Consider the following 17,510-nt stretch of genomic DNA (forward strand, 5'->3'; position numbering starts at 1 on the left):
GGCCCACCCCACCCGCGAGTCGCCCTTTTCGGGAGGGCGAGTCGCCGCTCGGTGGAGCCGCCGGCCCCGCCCGTCTGCTGTGGCGTGCCCAAGCCATAGCAGGGAAGAGCCAGGTCAGGTGAGGGGTTGAGCGCGGCGCGCCGGTCTGCGCCTCCCGGACCCGGCCTCGGCGCATCGGCCGATACCCTGACCCGGTGACAGCGACGCGTTCCGAGCCGGCTGCCATGAGTCTGGTCGGACAGCTCAGCCGATTCGTGGCCGTGGGCGTGGTCTCCGCACTCGTCGACTTCGGCGTCTACAACCTGCTGCTCTCGCTCGGCACCTGGGTGCACGTGGCCAAGGGCACCAGCTTCATCCTCGGCACGACGACCGCGTACCTGCTGAACCGCCGCTTCACGTTCAACGACACCGGAGGCAGCAAGGGCCGCTTCGCGGCGTTCGTCGCCCTCTACGCGACGACGTTCGCCATCAACGTCGGGGTGAATGCGGCGGCGCTGGCGCTGCTGCCGGAGATGTCGCTGCGTACGTCGGTGGCGTGGGTGATCGCCCAGGGCTGCGCCACGGTGATCAACTTCGTGATGCTGCGGACGGTCGTCTTCCGCACGTAGTCGGCTCCCGAAAGTGCCGACTCGCCCTCCCGAAAGTGCCGACTCGCGGGTCAGGGCGCTCGGTGGAAGCGCTCGGCGCGGCCCTGGCGGAGCAGCCGCAGCCACTGCGCGAACGCCCTGGGGTCCTTGCGTGTCACCAGGAAGTACCAGGCGAACCGGGGGAGCTCGAGCATCCCGATCCGGCGCATCCCGGGCTGTGACATCAGGTAGCCCCGGTTGCGGTAGGTGTAGTACCGCTTGACCGGGTCCTCGGGGTCCTGGGCGTGCAGCCGCCCGCCGAGCATCGGCTTGAACTCGTCCGAGCCGTAGGGATGCAGGTACGCCGCCCGCAGGCAGGTGCCGAACGGCAGCCCGGAGCGCACCATCCGGCGGTGCATCTCGACCTCGTCGCCGCGCACGAACAGCCGCAGGTCCGGTACCCCGATGACGTCGAGCGTCGAGGCCCGGAACAGCGCTCCGTTGAAGAAGGAGGCGATGCCCGGCAGCAGCTCGTCGTCGCCGTCGTCGTCGGCCGCGAGCAGCGCGGACCGGGTCCGGTGCCAGGTCAGCCCGCGACGCAGCGGGAACGCCAGCCGGTCCGGGTCCGCCTTGTCCGCGACGACGGGGGAGACCGCGGCCAGCCCGCGCCGCGTGGCGGTGTCGACCAGCGTCGCGAGCGCGGTCTCGTCGGCGGCGTGCCCGTCGTCGTCGCCCAGCCACACCCAGCCCGCACCCATTGCGAGCGCATGCAGCATGCCGAGCGCGAAGCCGCCGGCGCCGCCCAGGTTGCGCCAGGACGGCAGCCAGGTCGCGGGCAGCCCGCAGGCCTCGACGACCTCACGGGCGGGCTTGTCCGGCCCGTTGTCGACGACGATGAGGTGCGCGATCGGGTGCGTCTGCTTGGCCATCGCGGCCAGCGAGTCGACGAGCAGATCGGTGCGGTGCCGGGTGACGACGACCGCGACGACGGAGTCGGGCGGGAGCGCAGGGCTCACCGGTTCTCCACCTCGGCGAGCACGTCACGGCCCTTGTAGTGCTGCAACACCTCGCGCAGTGGCCCGAACTCGCGGACCGTGCCGTGGTCCATCCAGATCGCGGTGTCGCACAGGTCGGCGAGGAACTCGTCGGAGTGCGAGGCGAACACCAGGATCCCGGAGCGCTCGACGAGCTCGTTGAGCCGGTCGCGGGCCTTGGCCAGGAACTCCGCATCGACCGCGCCGATGCCCTCGTCGAGCAGCAGGATCTCCGGGTCGATGCTGGTCACGACACCCAGCGCGAGCCGGACCCGCATGCCGGTGGAGTAGGTGCGCAGCGGCATCGACAGGTAGTCACCGAGTTCGGTGAACGCCGCGATGTCGTCGACCCGCTCCTCCATCTGCTTCTTCGTCATCCCGAGGAACAGCCCGCGGATGAGGATGTTGTCCAGGCCGGAGATCTCCGGGTCCATCCCGACGGCCAGGTCGAAGATCGGGGCGACCTTGCCGCGCACGTGCGCGCGCCCACGGGTCGGCTCGTAGATGCCCGCCATCAACCGCAGCAGCGTCGACTTGCCCGCGCCGTTGTGTCCGACGAGCGCGACCCGGTCGCCCTTGCGCAGCGAGATGTTGATGTCGCGCAGCGCCTCGATGATCGGCACCTTGCTCGCGGTGCCGATCCGCCCGCCGGCCTTGCCCAGGACGGCCTTCTTCAGCGACCGGCTCTTCGCGTCGAAGATCGGGAAGTCGACGCAGGCGTCGGCGATGTCGATGCTCACCATGTCGTTGCCACCTTGCTGTGGTTCACACCCAGTACGCCACTCGCGACCGGTAGTTGCGCAGGCAGACCAGCGCCGCGGCCCACCCGATCACCGTGATGACCCCGACCACGATCCAGTACCGCCCGATGAACGACTCCCCCAGGAGCGGGCGCCGCAGGATCTCGATGAAGTGCAGTACCGGGTTGATCTCGGCGATCCGCGCCCGCTCAGCCACCGCCGGGTTGTTGCTGCTGCGCAACTGCTCGTAGGACCAGACGATCGGGGTCATGAAGAAGACCAGCTGCGTGATGCTGGCGATGATCGGCGGGATGTCGCGGAACCGGGTCGCGATGATCCCGGACAGGATCGCGATCCACCCACCGTTGAGCACCAGCAGCCCGAACGCCGGGATCGCCAGCAGTAGCTGCCAGCCGAGCGGTCGCGGGAAGATGATCATCAGGATGCCCCAGATGACCAGGTTGTGCAGGAAGAACAGGGTCTGCCGCCAGACCAGGCGGTAGACGTGCAGGGTCAGTGGCGCCGGGAGGAACTTGATCAGCCCCTCGTTGGCGATGAACACCTCGCTGCCCTCGAGAATGCAGCCGTTGATGAAGTTCCAGATCAGCAGCCCGGTCGCGACATAGGGCAGGAACGTGTAGATGTTCTGCTGGAACAGCGCCGCGTAGAGGATGCCCATGCCGGTGGCGACGACGCCCATGCTGATGGTGATCCACAGCGGGCCGAGCACCGAGCGCCGGTAGCGCTGCTTGATGTCCTGCCAGCCCAGGTAACCCCACAGGGAGCGTTGTTGCCACCCCTGCCGGAGGTCGACGATCGCGCGCTGCCAGCTGCGCGGACCCGGACCGGCTTCCACGAGCGGATGCGCGTCTCCTGCCCGATTGCCGTCCTCGGTCACCGTCACAGCCACGTGCGCGAGGGTACCGGCGGGTTGCGGACCGTCGACGAGTGGTGGGAGGGCGACGATGCGCCGGCCACCCGGTGTGCACCGTGAAACGGCACTGTCGATCATGTTGATGATCGACAGTGCCGTCGGTGGTGTGAAAGCGGCAGGTCAGAGGTACTGGCCGGTGCCGCGGCCCATCCCGTCGGGCATCGGCTGCCCGGGCTGACCGCTCATTCCCGGCGGCAGGCCACGGCGCATCTGCTCCAGTTGCTGACGGGCGGCCATCTGCTGGGCGAACAGGGCGGTCTGGATGCCGTGGAAGAGTCCCTCCAGCCAGCCGACGAGCTGGGCCTGCGCGATCCGCAGCTCGGCGTCCGAGGGTGTCGACTCGTCGGTGAAGGGCAGGCTCAGCCGGTGCAGCTCCTCGCGCAGCTCGGGGGCCAGGCCCTTCTCGAGTTCCTTTATCGAGTTCTCGTGGATCTCCCGAAGCCGGTTGCGCGACGCGTCGTCCAGCGGCGCCGCCCGCACCTCCTCGAGAAGCTGCTTGATCATGGTGCCGATGCGCATGACCTTGGCGGGCTGTTCGACCATCGAGCCCAGGCCCTGGTCCTCGCCGTTCTGCTCATCGCCCGACTGCGGGACGCGGGCCATGCCGACCGGACGACCGTCCGGGCCGATCACCATGACCTGCTGCTCGGCACTGTCTGCCGTGTTCTGGTCTGACGGCTCGCTCATGGCGTACATCATGGCCCTGCCCGCCGCCCCGCGCGGGCTCGACCGCCCGATCGACGGGATCGCCCGCGACCCGACCCGGCGACCGATTGCGCACTGATCGATTTGTCGTCGTGGTTACCGTGTTCGAATGGCCTTCGACGTCGCCCGGGTGCGCGGGCTGATACCCGCACTGGGGGACGGCTGGGTCCACGTGGATGGCACCGCCGGGATGCATGCCCCCGAAGAGGTGGCCTTCGCCACCCTGCGAGCCCTGCGGGCTCCGGTCTCCGCCCCCGGTGGGGTGTTCCCGGCATCGCTGGTGGCCGAGGAGACCGAGCACGCCGCGCGACAGGCCGTCGCCGACCTGGTGGGTGCCGACCCGCGCGGCGTCGTCATCGGGCCGGGGGTCGCGGTGCTGCTGCGCCGGCTCGCCGACGCCCTCGGCGAGACCTGGATTCTCGGGGACGAGATCGTGCTCTCCCGCCTCGACGACGTGTCGAACGTGACACCGTGGCTGCGCAACGCCCAGCGCAAGGGCGTCGGCGTGCGCTGGGCCGAGATCGACATCGAGACCTGCGAGCTGCCCGACTGGCAGTTCGACGACCTGCTCGAGCGCACCACCCGGGTCGTCGCGTTGACGGCGGCGTCGCCGCACGTCGGCACCCGCCCGGATATCCCCAAGATCGCCGAGCGGACGCGGGAGAACGGCGCGCTGCTCGTCGTCGACATCAGCGCCGCGGCGCCGTTCGGGCCGCAGGACATCGACGCACTCGGCGCCGACGTGGTCGCGCTCGACGCCGCGGCCTGGGGTGGCCCGCGGCTCGGTGCGCTGGTGTTCCGGGCGCCCGCGCTGCTCGACCGGCTCGCGTCCTGCTCGCTCGAGCCGGCGGCCCGCGGGCCGCGCCGGCTGGAGGTCGGGCCGCACTCGTGCCCGCAGCTCGCGGGCCTCATCGCCTCGATCGACCACCTCGCAGGCCTCGACGACACCGCCGCCGGCACCCGCCGCGAACGGCTGATCGCCTCGATGGCCGAGGTGAAGTCCTACCAGGCCGGGCTGCTGGCCACCCTGCTGGTGGAGCTGCGGACCCGCACCGGTGCGCTGGTGATCGGCGACCCGATGCGGCGGGTGCCGATGCTGTCGTTCACGCACGCCTCGGTGAAGGCGCCCGACGTCGTCGAGCACCTGGCCGACCGGGGAATCTGCGCGTTCGCCGATCCCGGCGACCACGGCGTGCTGGCGCATCTGGGCAGCGCCGAGGTCGGCGGGGTCGTCCGCGTCGGGCTGGCGCACTACACCAACGCCGCCGAGGTGGAGGCGCTGGTCAGCGCGGTGGCCGAGCTGGGATGACGGGGCCGCCGCGACGCGCGGCGGACGTGCGTCGCGGCGGGCCCGGCCTCAGCGGGCTCCCGGGGCGACCAGCAGCAGCTTCCCGACGACGCCGCCCTGCTCGAGCTGGCGGTGCGCCTCGGCGGCCTGCTCCATCGGGACGGTGCCGTGCACGATCGGCTTCACCCGGCCGTCGGCGATCATCGGCCAGACCTGGTCGCGCACTCCCTGGATGATCATGCCCTTGCCGTTCGGGCCGTCCACGGGACGTCCGCGCAGGCCCATCGCGGTGATGCTGCCGCGCTTGGCCAGCAGCGCCCCGATGTTGAGCTCGCCCTTCACCCCGCCCTGCATGCCGATGATCACGAGCCGGCCGTCGGGAGCGAGCGCGGCGATGTTGTTCGCCAGGCCCTTGGCGCCCATGTTGTCGAGGATGACGTCGGCGCCGTGACCGTCGGTGGCCTTCTTCAGCTCCTCGGCGACGTCGTCGTGGTAGTCGATGGCGATGTCGGCGCCCAGCTCGCGGACCCGCTGCAGCCGGTCGGGGGCGCCGGCGGTCGCGGCGACCTTCGCGCCCAGTGCCTTGGCCACCTGGATGGCGTGGGTGCCGATGCCGCTGCTGCCGCCCTGGACCAGGAACGTCTCGCCCTTGGCCAGCCGGCCCGCGCCCACGACGTTCGACCAGACCGTGCTCGCGACCTCCGGCAGGCCGGCCGCGGTGATCAGGTCGACGCCCCCCGGGATCGGCAGCAGCTGGGCCGCCGGGACGGCGACCTTCTCCGCGTACCCGCCGCCGGCGAGCAGCGCGGCCACCTCGTCGCCGACCTGCCAGCCCTCGACGCCCTCGCCGACCTCGGAGATCCGCCCGGACACCTCCAGCCCGAGGATGTCCGAGGCTCCGGGGGGCGGCGGGTAGTTGCCCTGGCGCTGCATGAGATCGGCTCGGTTGACCCCGGCGGCGGCGACGTCGATGACGACCTCGCCGGGGCCGGCGGTCGGGTCGGGCACCTCGGTCCACTCCAGGACGTCCGGTCCGCCCGGTTCACGCACAGTGATCGCGTACATGTCTCGACGGTATTCCGTCGAGACACCGAGTGCGATCCGGCACGCTAGCCCGGTATGAGGCCTCCCGAACCGTGGCCGCTGCGGCATCTGGTCCTGCGCACCCCGCGGCTCGAGCTGCGTCCGGACGACGACGCGGGCCTCGACGAACTCGTCGACGAGGCCTACCACGGGGTGCATCCGCCCGGTGAGATGCCGTTCCTGGACCCGTGGACCGACGCGGACCCCGCCTATCTGGGGCGCGGGATGCTGCAGTACTTCTGGTCGCAGCGGGGGGCGCTGGAGCCGGCGAAGTGGAGGCTGCACTTCCTGGTCCGCGTCGAGGGCCGGGTCGTCGGCGTGCAGAGCGTGACCGGTGTCGACTTCCCGGTGACCCGCGAGGTGAGCACCGGATCCTGGATCGGGATGCGGCACCAGGGCCGGGGGATCGGCACCGAGATGCGGACCGCCGTGCTGCTGTTCGCGTTCGACCATCTCGGTGCGCGGCGCGCCCGTTCCGGCGCGTTCGCCGACAACGTGGCCTCGCACCGGGTGTCGGCGAAGCTGGGCTACCGGCGTGACGGGACGTTCACCCACGCGCGGCGGGGGGAGCGCGTCGAGGAGATCCGGCTGCTGCTGACCCCGGAGACGTTCGTCCGCCCGGACTGGCCGCTGCGGGTCGACGGGGTGGAGGGCTGCGCCGGGCTGCTCGGGGCCTGGTGACAGTCAGCCCAGGTTGACGCCGCGGGAGAAGGTGTCGCAGCGCGCCGGGTCCCCGGTCTGATAGCCGGTCGTGTACCACTTCTCCCGCTGCGCCGAGCTGCCGTGGGTGAACTGGCTCTGATTCACCCGGCCGCCGCCGAGCTGGGTCTGGATGTAGTCGTCGCCGATCCGCGCGGCGGTGTCGAGTGCGGCGCTGACGTCGGCCTGGGTCACGTTGGTGATCAGCGGGCGTCCGCTCGAGGTCGGGACGCTGGCCGCGTGGTTGGCCCACACCCCGGCGTAGCAGTCGGCCTGCAACTCCAGGCGCACCGAACCCGACGTCGGCCCGGTGTCGCCGGCCTGCACCCGGCGATTGGTGCCGAGCAGGTTCTGGATGTGGTGGCCGTACTCGTGGGCGATCACGTAGGCCCGCGCGAACGGGCCGCCCTGAGCGCCGAAGCGGGTCTGCAATTCCTTGAAGAAGCTGAGGTCGATGTAGACCTTCGAGTCGGCCGGGCAGTAGAACGGGCCGACGGCGGAGGTGGCGCCACCGCACCCGCCGGTGTTCACCGACCCGTTGAAGAACACGGTCTTCGGAGCGCGGTAGGTCTGGCCGGACCGGGCCATCGCGTCGGACCAGTAGCCGTTCAGCGAGTTGACGACCGCTGTGACCTCGCAGTCCACCTTCGTGTTGGCGTCGGCGCCGGTCTGGCAGCTCTGCGCGATCTGGGTGTTGTCCGCGGACTGGCCGCTGGAGAGCCCGGTCAGCCCGCCCGGGAGGGCGAGCCCGCTCCCGCCGGCGCCCCCGAGCTGGGAGACCAGGAAGTAGAGGATCAATCCGAGGATGCCGAGGCCGCCACCGCCCAGGGCGACCCGGCCGCCCAGCGGGCTACCCCCGCCGCCGCCTGATCCCCGCATGTCCTCGACCTGTGAGGTATCGAGATTCGCGTTCTCGTCGAACCGCACCGCTGCCTCCCCGACCCTGCTGTGCCCAGCGGCGAAATCCCATCACACCGTCGGCTCACAGGTCGACGACACCGGGTGAGTACGCTCGAAGGATGGGGCCTGAGTCGGAGCCACGGTGGTTGGGCGAGGGCGAGATGCGGTTCTGGCGCTCGTTCATCCACACCGCGACGCTGCTCGAGGCCCGGCTCAACCGTGAGCTGGTGGAGAGCCACGGCATCTCGCATGCCGACTACGGGATCCTCGTCGTGCTGTCCGAGCAGCGCGACGAGCAGATGCGGATGAGCGCCCTCGCCGAGGTGACGGCCTCGTCGAAGTCCCGCCTCTCCCACCAGATCGCCCGGATGGAGCGCGCCGGGCTCGTGCGCCGTGAGGGGTGCGTGTCCGACGGCCGCGGCATCTTCGCCGTGCTGCTACCCCGCGGCCGCCGGCTGCTGGAGGAGGCCGCGCCGACCCACGTCCGCGGCGTCCGTGAGCACGTCGTCGACCGGGTCACCCCTCAGGAGCAGGTGATTCTCGCCGAGGTGATGGAGCGCATCCTCAGCGGGCTGCGCGGCGCCGAACCCGAGGCGAAGGCCAGCTAGGCTGCTTCCCGGAAGCGTGGCAGAGCGGCCGAATGCACTCGCCTTGAAAGCGAGAGACCCGAAAGGGTTCGGGGGTTCGAATCCCTCCGCTTCCGCCAGGTCACGGGAGTGTCGGCCGATCATGGTCGGTCGCGGTCGGTCTGACATCAACCCGCCTGAACGGACTTGTGGGCGGGCTGGTGCGGAGTCGGTCGGGGATGCTCATTCTGGTCGGGGGTCGTGATCGCCGAGGTCAATCTGTGGGTGGTTTCGAGGCTGGTCAGCACGAACAGGGCGCGCGGCAGGATCGAACGGTCTCATTGGAGATCTTCAGGCTCGTCTGCGTCGACGAGGCGAGTGAGGAGCTGGGTGAGTCGATTGAGGTCTTGGGCCGGCAGTGAGCTGAATGCTCGCGGCGGGCGCAGGAGGATGGCGTCGGCAGTCGCGATGGCCTCCTGCCCGAGGGTGGTGAGCGTGACAAGCTTCCGGCGACGGTCCTCGGGGTGCGGCAGGCGTTCCACGAGGCCGTGGGCTTCGAGTTTGTCCACGATGAGGGTGATGTAGGGAGCGTCGGCGCCAATGACTTTGGCGAGTTGACTGAGGGTCATCGGGCCGTGGCGAAGCTGGAAGAGGACTTTGCCCCGTCCTGCGCCGAGACGAAATCCGAGTGCTTCTGCGAGATCGCTTCGACGGCTGTTGGCATCGACGAACCTGTGCATGAGAGCCCAGGCCTGCTGGGCGGGGTCAGCTGATCGCTTCGGGCTGCTAGCCATCGCTCGTGTGCTCCGCGTCCGTTACCGCTCCGGTCCGTGCTGCGGTTGATCCGCGGTGTCATGTGTCCTCGGGGGGACTCACCATGCGACGGTCCGGCCGAGGTAGTCGACGTAGTGGAGTCCGGGGCTGCCCTGGACCGACTCGAGCGTTCTGACGACGTTCGGGATGCTCTCCTCGATGCTCAGCCGGGCGTCGCTTCCACCAAGCTCGGTGCGCACCCAGCCTGGGGCCATGAGAACCAGGGTTCTGTGGTCGCTGCTGTGCCGTGCAGCATAGCTACGCATGAAGGTGTTCAAGGCCGCCTTGCTGCCGCGATAGACCTCGTGTCCGCCGCGCTCGTTGTTGGCCACGCTGCCCTGGCCCGACGACATCACCCCGATCGTGCCCGTCGGCGTGACGAGATCCTGCAGCGCCTCGATGACGCGAAGCGGGCCGAGCGCGTTGGTGACCATGACCCGGACGAACTCTTCGGTCGATGTCTCGGCCACGGTGCCCTCGGGCCGGCTGGTGACGCCGGCGTTGACGAAGAGGAGATCGAAGGTGCGCGACGCCAAGCGTTGGCGGAGCGCCGCGATCTGCGTGGGCACCGTGACGTCGACGGTTTCGATCTCGACGTTCTCTCTGTGGGCGTCGGCGAGATCATGCAGACGCGTCCTTCCCGGGCTGCGCACGGTGGCCACGACGTGCCATCCGGAGCGCAGCCACTCCTGCGCCAACGCAAGGCCGAGGCCGCGGGCCGCGCCGATGAGCAGGGCTCGCCTGCCCGATGCCGGGGGGAGCACCTCGAAATCAGTTGTAACCACAATAATTATTGTAGGTCGTATAACTAACTGCGTCAAGATCGCCCTTTGCTGGGGAACCGTGATCGGGATCCGGCAATGGCGGTTGTCACGCGGACGGCCGGACTGGGATCGTTCGCTCTACAGGTCGCTCGTTCGCTGGACGCTCAGCTCGATCCTGCGCCAGGCCGGGCTCACCACAGCAGATCTGATCGAGCTGCTCGGCTGACCACAACCGTGACATCAACCCAGCCATAAACCGCCGGACCCGTCCGAACGTCATTGGACCGCTGGCCAGCCAGAAGACGCTCGCAGCCGTCATCCTGGGGGCCTTGAAAGCGAGAGACCCGAAAGGGTCCGGGGGTTCGAATCCCTCCGCTTCCGCCAGGTCAGAACCATGGTCACCGGTCTGACCCGTCTCGTCGGCCGGCGTGACGACAGCTCGGTCAGCTCCACGCGTCGCCGGTCGGGGTTGATCACGACGGCCCGGACACCGGTGCCGGGTGCCGGGAGCGCCCTCGCTGCCTCCGCACGGTCTCAGCCGGAGGAGGAGAGATGGCCACCGCTGTCATTCTGCATCGTGTGTCCGACCACGACGCATGGCGCCAGGTGTACGACAGCGTCGGCGATCTCCGAAGAGGGGCGGCGTCACGGCTGACGCCGTCTATCGCTGGTGCTGGTCATGCGCCGCTTCGGATACGCCGAAGAGGCGCACTCCTTCTTCGAGAATCCTGACTTGCATCAGGCGATGTGGCGCGGAGACGTGAGGGCGGCATTGCCGGTTGCGCCGACCAGTGCTACGAAGTGGTGCGACTGGAAGATTCACCGAGCTCTTACGAAGAATACGTCATCGGAGCATCCTCTTTTGCCATGCACTTACGCGTGACGCGCGGGTCTTTCGATCCCACCAAGTCCGACGATGTTCTGAAAGAGACGCAGGCCGTCAATGCCGTGATCACGCGGCGGCCCGGTTGTCAGGCCCTCCAGGGCGGGATGGACCGGAAGAGCGGAGTGCTCGTGGTGATCAGCACATGGGACGACGGTGAGGCGGCGAACTTCTCGCGGGAATCGTTGGGCGAGCCGTTCGAGCGAATGGTTGCGCTCGGCGTGCAATTCCAGCCGCCGGAGGTCTACGAAGCCATCGACTAGGCCTGGAGTACGCCGCCCGTCGTGGGCGCTGGAGCGCACTGCCGGCACAGCGCCGGCTCAGCCCGCGTCCACCGAAGCGCCAGATGCGGTCACGTGCGTCATGGGGACGCCGGGGAAGGCGTTCGCGATGCGGTGGGGAAGGTCGGTGCGAAGCCATTTCGACAGGTGGCTCGGGAGCGTGGAGACGATGATCTCGTCATAGCAACCGCGCTTCCACTCGCGCTCGAACGCCGTCATCGGGTCCGGATCGCCGATCATGCACCAGACCTCGATCCCGCCGTCCTGCAGGCGTTTCTGCGCCGCCCGCAGTCGTCGCCACGCAGACTCAGAGCCCCCGTGCGGGTCCTGGATCTCCCAGACCGCGGGCGCGAGCAGGGTGACCGCGATCGGGCTCCGGCCGTGGCGGGCGAGGAGCTGTTGGAGCAGTTCCCTGGAGTCCGCCGTCCGGTTGGCGAGGACGAGCACACGCGTCGCCGCGTCCATGCCGATGGAGCGTACGCCGCCGAGCGCATCGCGCACCCCGGCCCGGCAACGACGTCCTCCGGAACGCGGATGCCGGTGGCGGTCTTGCCGTTGGGCTGGATCGTGGCACGAAATCTCATGACTCGGGGAGCGTGCCCCTTCACCGCCTGGCGCCCGCCGGTGAACGGCGCCTCGTCCTCTCCGAGTGGCGGAATCGCATCGCGGCCCATGTGTCGTCGACGGCTACCTGCCCGATCGGTCGCATCCCGTACTCGCCGAGAATCGGCCAGAGGGTGTCGCGATCGATGTCGGCGCGGTTCGCCTCGGGACAGGTCACCCAGAGGGTGCCCGGCCGGTTCAGCCGTGCCGGGCTTGATGAAGAGTTTCGTGGCGACCGACTTCGTGCCCACGGATTCCTTCCGGGTTGATGATGTCGGTCGGTCTTCGTCGCGGCGGTGAGGCGGGTCGATCGTCCCGCGCCGGCACCCCGTCAGGATTCGAACTCGGGAACCCGGCCGCTCGGCCGGCCGCCGTCCGCGTGCAGGTTCGGCTCGGCCTCGGTCGCGGCTCGCAGCCATTCCTGGAACCCGTACAGCTGCGCGACCCGGCGCCAGTGTGGCGGGAGGTCGTCGAGGACGGCGGCGTTGTCGACGACCCGTGGTGTGGTGAGCGTGTAGCGGATGCCGCCGACCTCGATCGTGCCGCCGCCCGCGGCCCGGACGTTGCGGCACCAGTCCACGTCGGCGCCGTAGGGCAGCGGGATGGCGAGACCCTCCGGAACCGGGAGCGCGATCACCGGGGTCGCGTAACGGCGGCCGGACCGGCGGCCGATGTGCTCCAGGCGGGCCGTGTACCAGTGCGGGCGGCCGGCCAGGCGCAGTATCGCGGGGTTCAACAGCCGCTTGTTGAACTGCCGCTGGGCGTCGAGCACAGCCCGGACATGGGCGCGGAAGGCCGCGGCGGCGGCCAGCCACGCCGCGAACGCCGTCAGTCCCACCCAGAACAGCGGGCGCTGGTACGGGGGGCGGGTGGTGTGGGTGCTGGTGGGCATGGCGGCCTTCTCTCCCGCGGCGGTGGGTGACGCGGCCCCACGCAAGCAGCGGGCGCGCGGGGTGGGCCAGAGGAGGAGGACGGGATCGTTCGGGACCTCCGTCCCGGCGCCGAGGCGCCGGCGCTGGTCGCCGCGCTGCGTGCCAGCCCGCCGTCGGGCGCGGCCGCCCATGAACGGCCCACGGTCCCCGGGCCGGGTCAGACGAACGCGCCCAGCCCGGTGACCGCGCGCCCGACGATCAGCGTGTTGATCTCGCGGGTGCCCTCGTAGGAGTGCAGGGCCTCGACGTCGGCGAAGAACCGGACGGCGTCGTGGTCGAGCAGGATGCCATTGCCGCCCATCAGCTCGCGCGCCCAGCCCACGGTCTCGCGGGCCCGGCTGGTGCAGAACGACTTGGCCAGCGCGGCCTGCTCGTCGCGGAACGTCCCGTCGGTCTGCAGCTGCGCGACCCGCACCGCCATCCCGAGCGACGCGGTGATGTTGCCCAGCATCTTGGCCAGCAGGTCCTGGATCAGCTGGAACCCGCCGATCGGGCGGCCGAACTGCTCGCGGGCGCCGGCGTAGGCCAGTGCCGCCTCGTAGGCGCCCATCATGGCGCCGACCGCGTTCCAGGCCACGCCGCCGCGGGTCAGCCGCAACACCCGGTTGACGTCGCGGAACGAGTTGCACCGCTGCAGCCGGTTCGCCTCCGGCACCCGGCAGCCGGTCAGCGTGATGTCGGCGTTCTGCACGATGCGCAGCGCGAACTTGTCCTCGATCTTCGTCGCCGCGAAACCGGGGGTGCCCTTCTCCACGACGAAGCCCTTGACCTGGTCGTCGGCCACGTCGCGGGCGAAGACGATCACCAGGTCGGCGAAGGTGCCGTTGCCGATCCAGCGCTTGGCGCCGTCGAGGACCCAGGTGTCGCCCTCCCGGCGGGCGGTGGTCTCCAGACCGCGGGCGACGTCGGACCCGCCGTGCGGCTCGGTCAGCGCGAACGCCCCGACCGTGCGCAGCGTGAACATGTCCGGCATCCAGCGTTGCTGCTGCTCCTCGGAGCCGAGCAGCGCCATGCTGCCCATGGCCAGCCCGTTGTGCACGCCGAGGAAGGTCGAGATCGACGGGTCGACCCGGGAGATCTCCAGCCCGAGGAAGCCGCTGAGCAGTTTCGACACCGCGGGCCGGTCACCGTCGGGGAACCCGAGGCCGACCATGCCCTGCTCGGCGAAGCGCGGGATCAGCTCGTGCGGGAACTCGGCGTCGGCCCAGGCGCGGTTGACCACCGGGCGGACCTCCTTGTCCAGGAAGGCCCGCACGCCGTCGAGGAACGCGCGCTCGTCGTCGGTCAGCAGGTTCCGGTAGCCGAAGAAGTCACCGGGCAGGTCGGTGGTGGTCATGAGGTCTCCTCCGCGGCCGGCTGCGCCAGCTCGGCCAGCAGTTCGTCGTTGTGTTCGCCGACGTTCGGGGCGTGCCGGCGGATCGCGCCCGGGGTCGCGGAGAACCGCACCGGGATGCCGATCACGCGATAGCGGCCCTCGGTCGGGTGCTCGGCGGTGCTGAGCACGCCGCCCTCGGTCACGTAGGGGTCGGTCGGGGCGTCGTCGAGGTCGAGCACCGGCGCCATCGGGATGCTGTGCGCCGCGCACAGCTCCTCCCACTCCGCGGTGGTGTGCGTCGCGGCGAGCTCGGCGATCAGCTCGTAGAGGTCGCCGTGGTGCGCGGCGCGGGCCGCGGGGGTCGCGAAGCGCGGGTCGTCGCCGAGTTCGGGGCGTCCGGCGAAGGTGAAGAAGTCGCGGATGTTGCGCTCGTCGTAGGGCAGGATGCAGGCCCAGCCGTCGGCGGTGCGCACCGCGCGGTGCCCGGCCGACATCGACCGCGGGAACCCGACCGGGCCCTCCGGCGGGTCGAAGGTCAGCCCGTTGAGGTGCTCGACCAGGTTGAACGCCAGCATGGTGTCGGCCATTGGCACCTCGATGTGCTGGCCCTCGCCGGTCCGCTGCTGGTGCACCACGGCGGCCAGCACCGAGTACACGATCGTCAGCGCGCAGACCTTGTCGGCCAGGATCGTCGGCACGTAGGCCGGATCGCCGGTGGCCCGGCGCATCAGGTCGGTCAGCCCGGACGAGGCCTGGATGATCTCGTCGTAGGCGGCGCGGTCGGCCAGCGCGGAGTCGCTGCGGAAGCCCTGCGCGGTGCAGTAGATCAACCGCGGGTTCACGGCGGCGAGCGCGTCGTGGTCGAGGCCCAGCCGGCGCAGCGCGCCCGGGCGCATGTTCGTGATGACGACATCCGCGGTCTTCACCAGCGCGAGCAGCGCGGCGCGCCCCTCGTCGGTCTTCAGGTCGACGGCGAGGCTGCGCTTGTTGCGGTTCACCGTCATGGCCAGCGCGCTCATCGTCTCGTGGCGCTGCGGATGGATACGCCGGGTGCGGTCCCCGGTCGGCGGCTCCACCTTGATGACGTCGGCGCCGAGGTCGCCGAGGATCTGGGCCGCGTAGGGGCCCATCACCACGGTCGCCAGGTCGATCACCCGGATGCCCTGCAACGGTCCGTTCATACCTAGAACGTTAGGTACGCTAAGGGTTATACGCAATGTGAGGCGGTGATACCCAAATGGATAGATCTGGCCTGCACCGGCCGCACCACCGCACCGTCGACCGGGTCGCCGAGATCCTCGAGACCGTGACCGGGGAGCCCGACGGCATCACGCTGAGCCGGCTGGCGGTCCGGATGGGCGCGCCCGTCTCGTCGATCCAGAAGCTGGTCAACGGCCTGGTCGCCACCGGCTACCTGGCCGAGGTGGACCTGCGCTACCGCCTCGGCCCGGCGGTGCACGTGCTCTCGCTGCGCGGCGGCGGACCGCCGGCGCACCACGTCCGGCATGCGGACCTCGAGGCGCTGCACCGCGCCGCCGACGCCCCGGTGCTGCTCGCCATCCGGGTCGGTCACGACGCGGTCTACGTCGACTGGGCGGGCACCGATGAGCCGTTCGACTACGCGCTCGCCCGGCGGCTGCGCTCGCCGCTGCTCGGCACGGCCGCGGGCCGGGTGCTGATGGCGCACATGCCTGCGGCCGAGCGCCGGGAGTGGGTCGCCGCGGAGTTCGGTGCCGACGAGGAGGGCGCGGTGGAAACCCTGGAACTGGCCGCGCGGATCCGCGCCGAGGGCATGGTCCGGGGTCGCAGCGGCCCGCTCATGCCGAAGGTGCAGGCCGTCGCCGCGCCGGTCCGGGAGGGCGACGAGGTGGTCGCCGCCGTGTCGATCGCCCACCACCGGCCGGAGACGGCCGGCGAGCTCGACCGCTATGCCGAACTGCTGCGGACCACCGTCGAGGCCTGGGCCGCGCGCACCAGGGCCGACCGGTGAGGATCAGGCGGCCGCGGCCCGGGCCGGGCGTTCGACGACGTTGGGTGCCTCGGCCTCCCCCCGGCGCGGCAGGAACAGCAGGGCGATGAACGACACCACGCAACAGCCGATGATGTAGAGGCTGATCCCGGTGCTCGACCTGGTCTTCTCGAGGATGGCCGCCGCGATCAGCGGGGCCGGCCCGCCGGCGATGACGGACGCCAACTGATAGCCCAGGCCGGCGCCGCTGTAGCGGATGTTGGGGCCGAAGCTCTCGGCGATCAGCGCGGCCTGCGGGCCGTACTGCATGTCGTGGAAGATCAGCGAGAGCACGATGGCGAGCAGCACCAGAGCGGCCACCCGGGTGTTCAGCAGGCCGAAGTACGGGAAGGCGTAGAGCCCGGTGCACACGATCCCGATCCCGTACATCAGCCGGCGTCCGATCAGGTCGGACAGGTGGCCGAACAGCGGCACGCTGACCAGCCCCACGGCGGCGGCGATCAGGGTGTCGGTGAGCAGCCCGGTCCGCGCCAGCCCGAGCTCCCGGGTGCCGTAGGTCAGGACGAACGTGATGAACAGGTAGAACGGCGCCTGCTCGGACATCCGGACGAAGGCGGAGGTGAGGATCTCCCGCCACTGGTGGCGGATCGCCTCCAGAACCGGGACGCGCAGCACCGTCCGGGTCTGTTTCACCTCAGTGAAGGTCGGGCTCTCCAGCACCTTCACCCGGACGTAGAGCCCGATGCCCACCAGCACGATGCTGGCCAGGAACGGCACCCGCCAGCCCCACGTCAGGAAGGCCGGGCCGGTGGTCGCCGACATGATCTGGACCATCGCGGTGGACAGCAGCAGGCCCAGTGGGACGCCGAGCTGTGGCCAGCTCGCCATGAACCCGCGCCGCCGCTTGGACCCCCACTCCATCGCGATCAGCACCGACCCGCCCCACTCGCCGCCGACCGCGACGCCCTGCAGCAGGCGCAACGCGGTCAGCAGGATCGGCGCGGCGATGCCGATGGCGGCGAAGCCCGGGAGCACGCCGATCAGCGTCGTGCCGGCCCCCATGATCAGCAGCGTCGTGATGAGCGTGGCCTTGCGGCCGATCCGGTCGCCGTAGTGGCCGAAGATCGCGGCGCCGATCGGCCGGGCGGCGAAGCCGACGAACTGCGTGCCGAAGGACGCGATCACGCCCGCGTACGGGCTCTGACCGGGGAAGAAGACCTGCGGGAACACGAGGGCCGCCGCGGTCCCGTAGAGGAAGAAGTCGTACCACTCGACCGTCGTGCCGACCGTGCTGGCGACGACGGCCCGCCGTCGCTGCGACCGGACCAGCGACGCTGGGGGATGGGTGCTCATCACAGGCTCCCGGATCAGGTCGAACCGCACCGTGGAACGGCGGTGCCCACCTTCCGGCGGCACCGCCGATGAGCAGGAAGGC

The 17,510-nt window shown here is 70.4% G+C and carries 20 protein-coding genes and 1 tRNA gene; 8 read left to right on the top strand and 13 right to left on the bottom strand.

Features of this window, described 5'->3' with window-relative positions; translation table 11 throughout:
• The first annotated feature begins 224 nt into the window (after positions 1-224).
• Positions 225-608: a GtrA family protein gene (locus tag HF526_RS28910; RefSeq protein WP_169384775.1), complete on the top strand. Its 384-nt coding sequence runs from the start codon at positions 225-227 to the stop codon at positions 606-608.
• Between the two features lie 50 nt (positions 609-658).
• On the opposite strand, the gene glfT1 is transcribed toward HF526_RS28910, so the two are convergent.
• The 4 genes from glfT1 to HF526_RS28930 form a co-directional block, all read right to left on the bottom strand.
• Entirely contained in the window at positions 659-1,582 is a 924-nt protein-coding gene (gene glfT1 / locus HF526_RS28915; protein WP_169384747.1) for a galactofuranosyltransferase GlfT1, read from the bottom strand.
• A complete protein-coding gene (wzt, locus tag HF526_RS28920) occupies positions 1,579-2,343 on the bottom strand; it encodes a galactan export ABC transporter ATP-binding subunit Wzt/RfbE (RefSeq protein WP_169384748.1) in 765 nt (254 codons plus the stop codon). Before wzt ends, glfT1 begins: the two co-directional genes overlap by 4 nt.
• A gap of 22 nt (positions 2,344-2,365) precedes the next feature.
• Positions 2,366-3,244, bottom strand: a complete 879-nt coding sequence (wzm, locus tag HF526_RS28925; RefSeq protein ID WP_420821666.1) for a galactan export ABC transporter permease subunit Wzm/RfbD — start codon at positions 3,242-3,244, stop codon at positions 2,366-2,368.
• A gap of 150 nt (positions 3,245-3,394) precedes the next feature.
• Complete coding sequence (locus tag HF526_RS28930) at positions 3,395-3,961, bottom strand: bacterial proteasome activator family protein (RefSeq protein ID WP_169384750.1); 567 nt, start codon at positions 3,959-3,961, stop codon at positions 3,395-3,397.
• A gap of 127 nt (positions 3,962-4,088) precedes the next feature.
• Here HF526_RS28930 and HF526_RS28935 point away from each other — a divergent pair, with 127 nt between their 5' ends.
• Positions 4,089-5,288, top strand: coding sequence for an aminotransferase class V-fold PLP-dependent enzyme (locus HF526_RS28935; protein ID WP_169384751.1), 1,200 nt, complete (start codon positions 4,089-4,091; stop codon positions 5,286-5,288).
• Between the two features lie 48 nt (positions 5,289-5,336).
• On the opposite strand, the gene HF526_RS28940 is transcribed toward HF526_RS28935, so the two are convergent.
• Complete coding sequence (locus HF526_RS28940; protein ID WP_169384752.1) at positions 5,337-6,332, bottom strand: NAD(P)H-quinone oxidoreductase; 996 nt, start codon at positions 6,330-6,332, stop codon at positions 5,337-5,339.
• A 54-nt stretch (positions 6,333-6,386) separates the two neighbouring features.
• Between HF526_RS28940 and HF526_RS28945 the strand changes: the two genes are divergently transcribed.
• Positions 6,387-7,031 carry a GNAT family N-acetyltransferase gene (locus HF526_RS28945; protein ID WP_169384753.1) on the top strand — a complete coding sequence of 215 codons (645 nt, stop codon included), beginning with the start codon at positions 6,387-6,389 and terminating at the stop codon, positions 7,029-7,031.
• Between the two features lie 3 nt (positions 7,032-7,034).
• On the opposite strand, the gene ypfJ is transcribed toward HF526_RS28945, so the two are convergent.
• Positions 7,035-7,976 carry a KPN_02809 family neutral zinc metallopeptidase gene (gene ypfJ / locus HF526_RS28950; protein ID WP_169384754.1) on the bottom strand — a complete coding sequence of 314 codons (942 nt, stop codon included), beginning with the start codon at positions 7,974-7,976 and terminating at the stop codon, positions 7,035-7,037.
• Positions 7,977-8,068: 92 nt separating this feature from the next.
• On the opposite strand from ypfJ, the gene HF526_RS28955 reads away from it, so the two are divergent.
• On the top strand, positions 8,069-8,557 hold the full coding sequence (locus HF526_RS28955; protein WP_169384755.1) for a MarR family winged helix-turn-helix transcriptional regulator: 489 nt from the start codon (positions 8,069-8,071) through the stop codon (positions 8,555-8,557).
• Positions 8,558-8,567: 10 nt separating this feature from the next.
• A tRNA-Ser gene (locus HF526_RS28960) sits at positions 8,568-8,655 on the top strand.
• Positions 8,656-8,853: 198 nt separating this feature from the next.
• On the opposite strand, the gene HF526_RS28965 is transcribed toward HF526_RS28960, so the two are convergent.
• Together HF526_RS28965 and HF526_RS28970 are read right to left on the bottom strand one after the other, a co-directional pair.
• Complete coding sequence (locus tag HF526_RS28965; protein WP_169384756.1) at positions 8,854-9,309, bottom strand: MarR family winged helix-turn-helix transcriptional regulator; 456 nt, start codon at positions 9,307-9,309, stop codon at positions 8,854-8,856.
• Between the two features lie 78 nt (positions 9,310-9,387).
• Complete coding sequence (locus HF526_RS28970) at positions 9,388-10,113, bottom strand: SDR family oxidoreductase (protein ID WP_338051831.1); 726 nt, start codon at positions 10,111-10,113, stop codon at positions 9,388-9,390.
• 58 nt (positions 10,114-10,171) lie between these two features.
• On the opposite strand from HF526_RS28970, the gene HF526_RS28975 reads away from it, so the two are divergent.
• Positions 10,172-10,318, top strand: a complete 147-nt coding sequence (locus HF526_RS28975) for a hypothetical protein (RefSeq protein ID WP_169384757.1) — start codon at positions 10,172-10,174, stop codon at positions 10,316-10,318.
• Positions 10,319-10,959: 641 nt separating this feature from the next.
• Complete coding sequence (locus tag HF526_RS28980) at positions 10,960-11,238, top strand: hypothetical protein (RefSeq protein ID WP_169384758.1); 279 nt, start codon at positions 10,960-10,962, stop codon at positions 11,236-11,238.
• 57 nt (positions 11,239-11,295) lie between these two features.
• Here the strand turns inward: HF526_RS28980 and HF526_RS28985 are convergent, their stop codons facing one another.
• From HF526_RS28985 to HF526_RS29000, 4 genes are all read right to left on the bottom strand, one after another.
• Positions 11,296-11,721, bottom strand: a complete 426-nt coding sequence (locus HF526_RS28985) for a hypothetical protein (RefSeq protein WP_169384759.1) — start codon at positions 11,719-11,721, stop codon at positions 11,296-11,298.
• A 469-nt stretch (positions 11,722-12,190) separates the two neighbouring features.
• The gene (locus tag HF526_RS28990) at positions 12,191-12,751 is read right to left on the bottom strand and encodes a nitroreductase family deazaflavin-dependent oxidoreductase (protein WP_169384760.1); all 561 of its coding nucleotides are present in this window, start codon (positions 12,749-12,751) and stop codon (positions 12,191-12,193) included.
• A 197-nt stretch (positions 12,752-12,948) separates the two neighbouring features.
• Positions 12,949-14,127, bottom strand: coding sequence for an acyl-CoA dehydrogenase family protein (locus tag HF526_RS28995; RefSeq protein WP_169384761.1), 1,179 nt, complete (start codon positions 14,125-14,127; stop codon positions 12,949-12,951).
• Positions 14,124-15,287: a CaiB/BaiF CoA transferase family protein gene (locus HF526_RS29000; RefSeq protein ID WP_169384762.1), complete on the bottom strand. Its 1,164-nt coding sequence runs from the start codon at positions 15,285-15,287 to the stop codon at positions 14,124-14,126. Before HF526_RS29000 ends, HF526_RS28995 begins: the two co-directional genes overlap by 4 nt.
• A gap of 56 nt (positions 15,288-15,343) precedes the next feature.
• On the opposite strand from HF526_RS29000, the gene HF526_RS29005 reads away from it, so the two are divergent.
• Positions 15,344-16,096, top strand: coding sequence for an IclR family transcriptional regulator (locus HF526_RS29005; protein ID WP_169384763.1), 753 nt, complete (start codon positions 15,344-15,346; stop codon positions 16,094-16,096).
• 3 nt (positions 16,097-16,099) lie between these two features.
• Here the strand turns inward: HF526_RS29005 and HF526_RS29010 are convergent, their stop codons facing one another.
• Positions 16,100-17,428: an MFS transporter gene (locus HF526_RS29010; RefSeq protein WP_169384764.1), complete on the bottom strand. Its 1,329-nt coding sequence runs from the start codon at positions 17,426-17,428 to the stop codon at positions 16,100-16,102.
• Positions 17,429-17,510 lie beyond the last annotated feature (82 nt).

Source organism: Pseudonocardia acidicola, assembly GCF_012911935.1.
Classification (GTDB): Bacteria; Actinomycetota; Actinomycetes; order Mycobacteriales; family Pseudonocardiaceae; genus Pseudonocardia; species Pseudonocardia acidicola.

Bases quoted from the DNA above. Each gene is read 5' to 3' on its own strand.
- HF526_RS29010 (WP_169384764.1), bottom strand. From the start codon at position 17,428: ATGAGCACCCATCCCCCAGCGTCGCTGGTCCGGTCGCAGCGACGGCGG.
- HF526_RS29005 (WP_169384763.1), top strand. From the start codon at position 15,344: ATGGATAGATCTGGCCTGCACCGGCCGCACCACCGCACCGTCGACCGG.
- HF526_RS28910 (WP_169384775.1), top strand. From the start codon at position 225: ATGAGTCTGGTCGGACAGCTCAGCCGATTCGTGGCCGTGGGCGTGGTC.
- HF526_RS28985 (WP_169384759.1), bottom strand. From the start codon at position 11,721: ATGGACGCGGCGACGCGTGTGCTCGTCCTCGCCAACCGGACGGCGGAC.
- HF526_RS29000 (WP_169384762.1), bottom strand. From the start codon at position 15,287: ATGAACGGACCGTTGCAGGGCATCCGGGTGATCGACCTGGCGACCGTG.
- HF526_RS28965 (WP_169384756.1), bottom strand. From the start codon at position 9,309: ATGGCTAGCAGCCCGAAGCGATCAGCTGACCCCGCCCAGCAGGCCTGG.
- HF526_RS28935 (WP_169384751.1), top strand. From the start codon at position 4,089: ATGGCCTTCGACGTCGCCCGGGTGCGCGGGCTGATACCCGCACTGGGG.
- HF526_RS28990 (WP_169384760.1), bottom strand. From the start codon at position 12,751: ATGCCCACCAGCACCCACACCACCCGCCCCCCGTACCAGCGCCCGCTG.
- HF526_RS28940 (WP_169384752.1), bottom strand. From the start codon at position 6,332: ATGTACGCGATCACTGTGCGTGAACCGGGCGGACCGGACGTCCTGGAG.
- HF526_RS28980 (WP_169384758.1), top strand. From the start codon at position 10,960: ATGCACTTACGCGTGACGCGCGGGTCTTTCGATCCCACCAAGTCCGAC.
- HF526_RS28945 (WP_169384753.1), top strand. From the start codon at position 6,387: ATGAGGCCTCCCGAACCGTGGCCGCTGCGGCATCTGGTCCTGCGCACC.
- HF526_RS28955 (WP_169384755.1), top strand. From the start codon at position 8,069: ATGGGGCCTGAGTCGGAGCCACGGTGGTTGGGCGAGGGCGAGATGCGG.
- HF526_RS28995 (WP_169384761.1), bottom strand. From the start codon at position 14,127: ATGACCACCACCGACCTGCCCGGTGACTTCTTCGGCTACCGGAACCTG.
- HF526_RS28930 (WP_169384750.1), bottom strand. From the start codon at position 3,961: ATGAGCGAGCCGTCAGACCAGAACACGGCAGACAGTGCCGAGCAGCAG.
- wzt (WP_169384748.1), bottom strand. From the start codon at position 2,343: ATGGTGAGCATCGACATCGCCGACGCCTGCGTCGACTTCCCGATCTTC.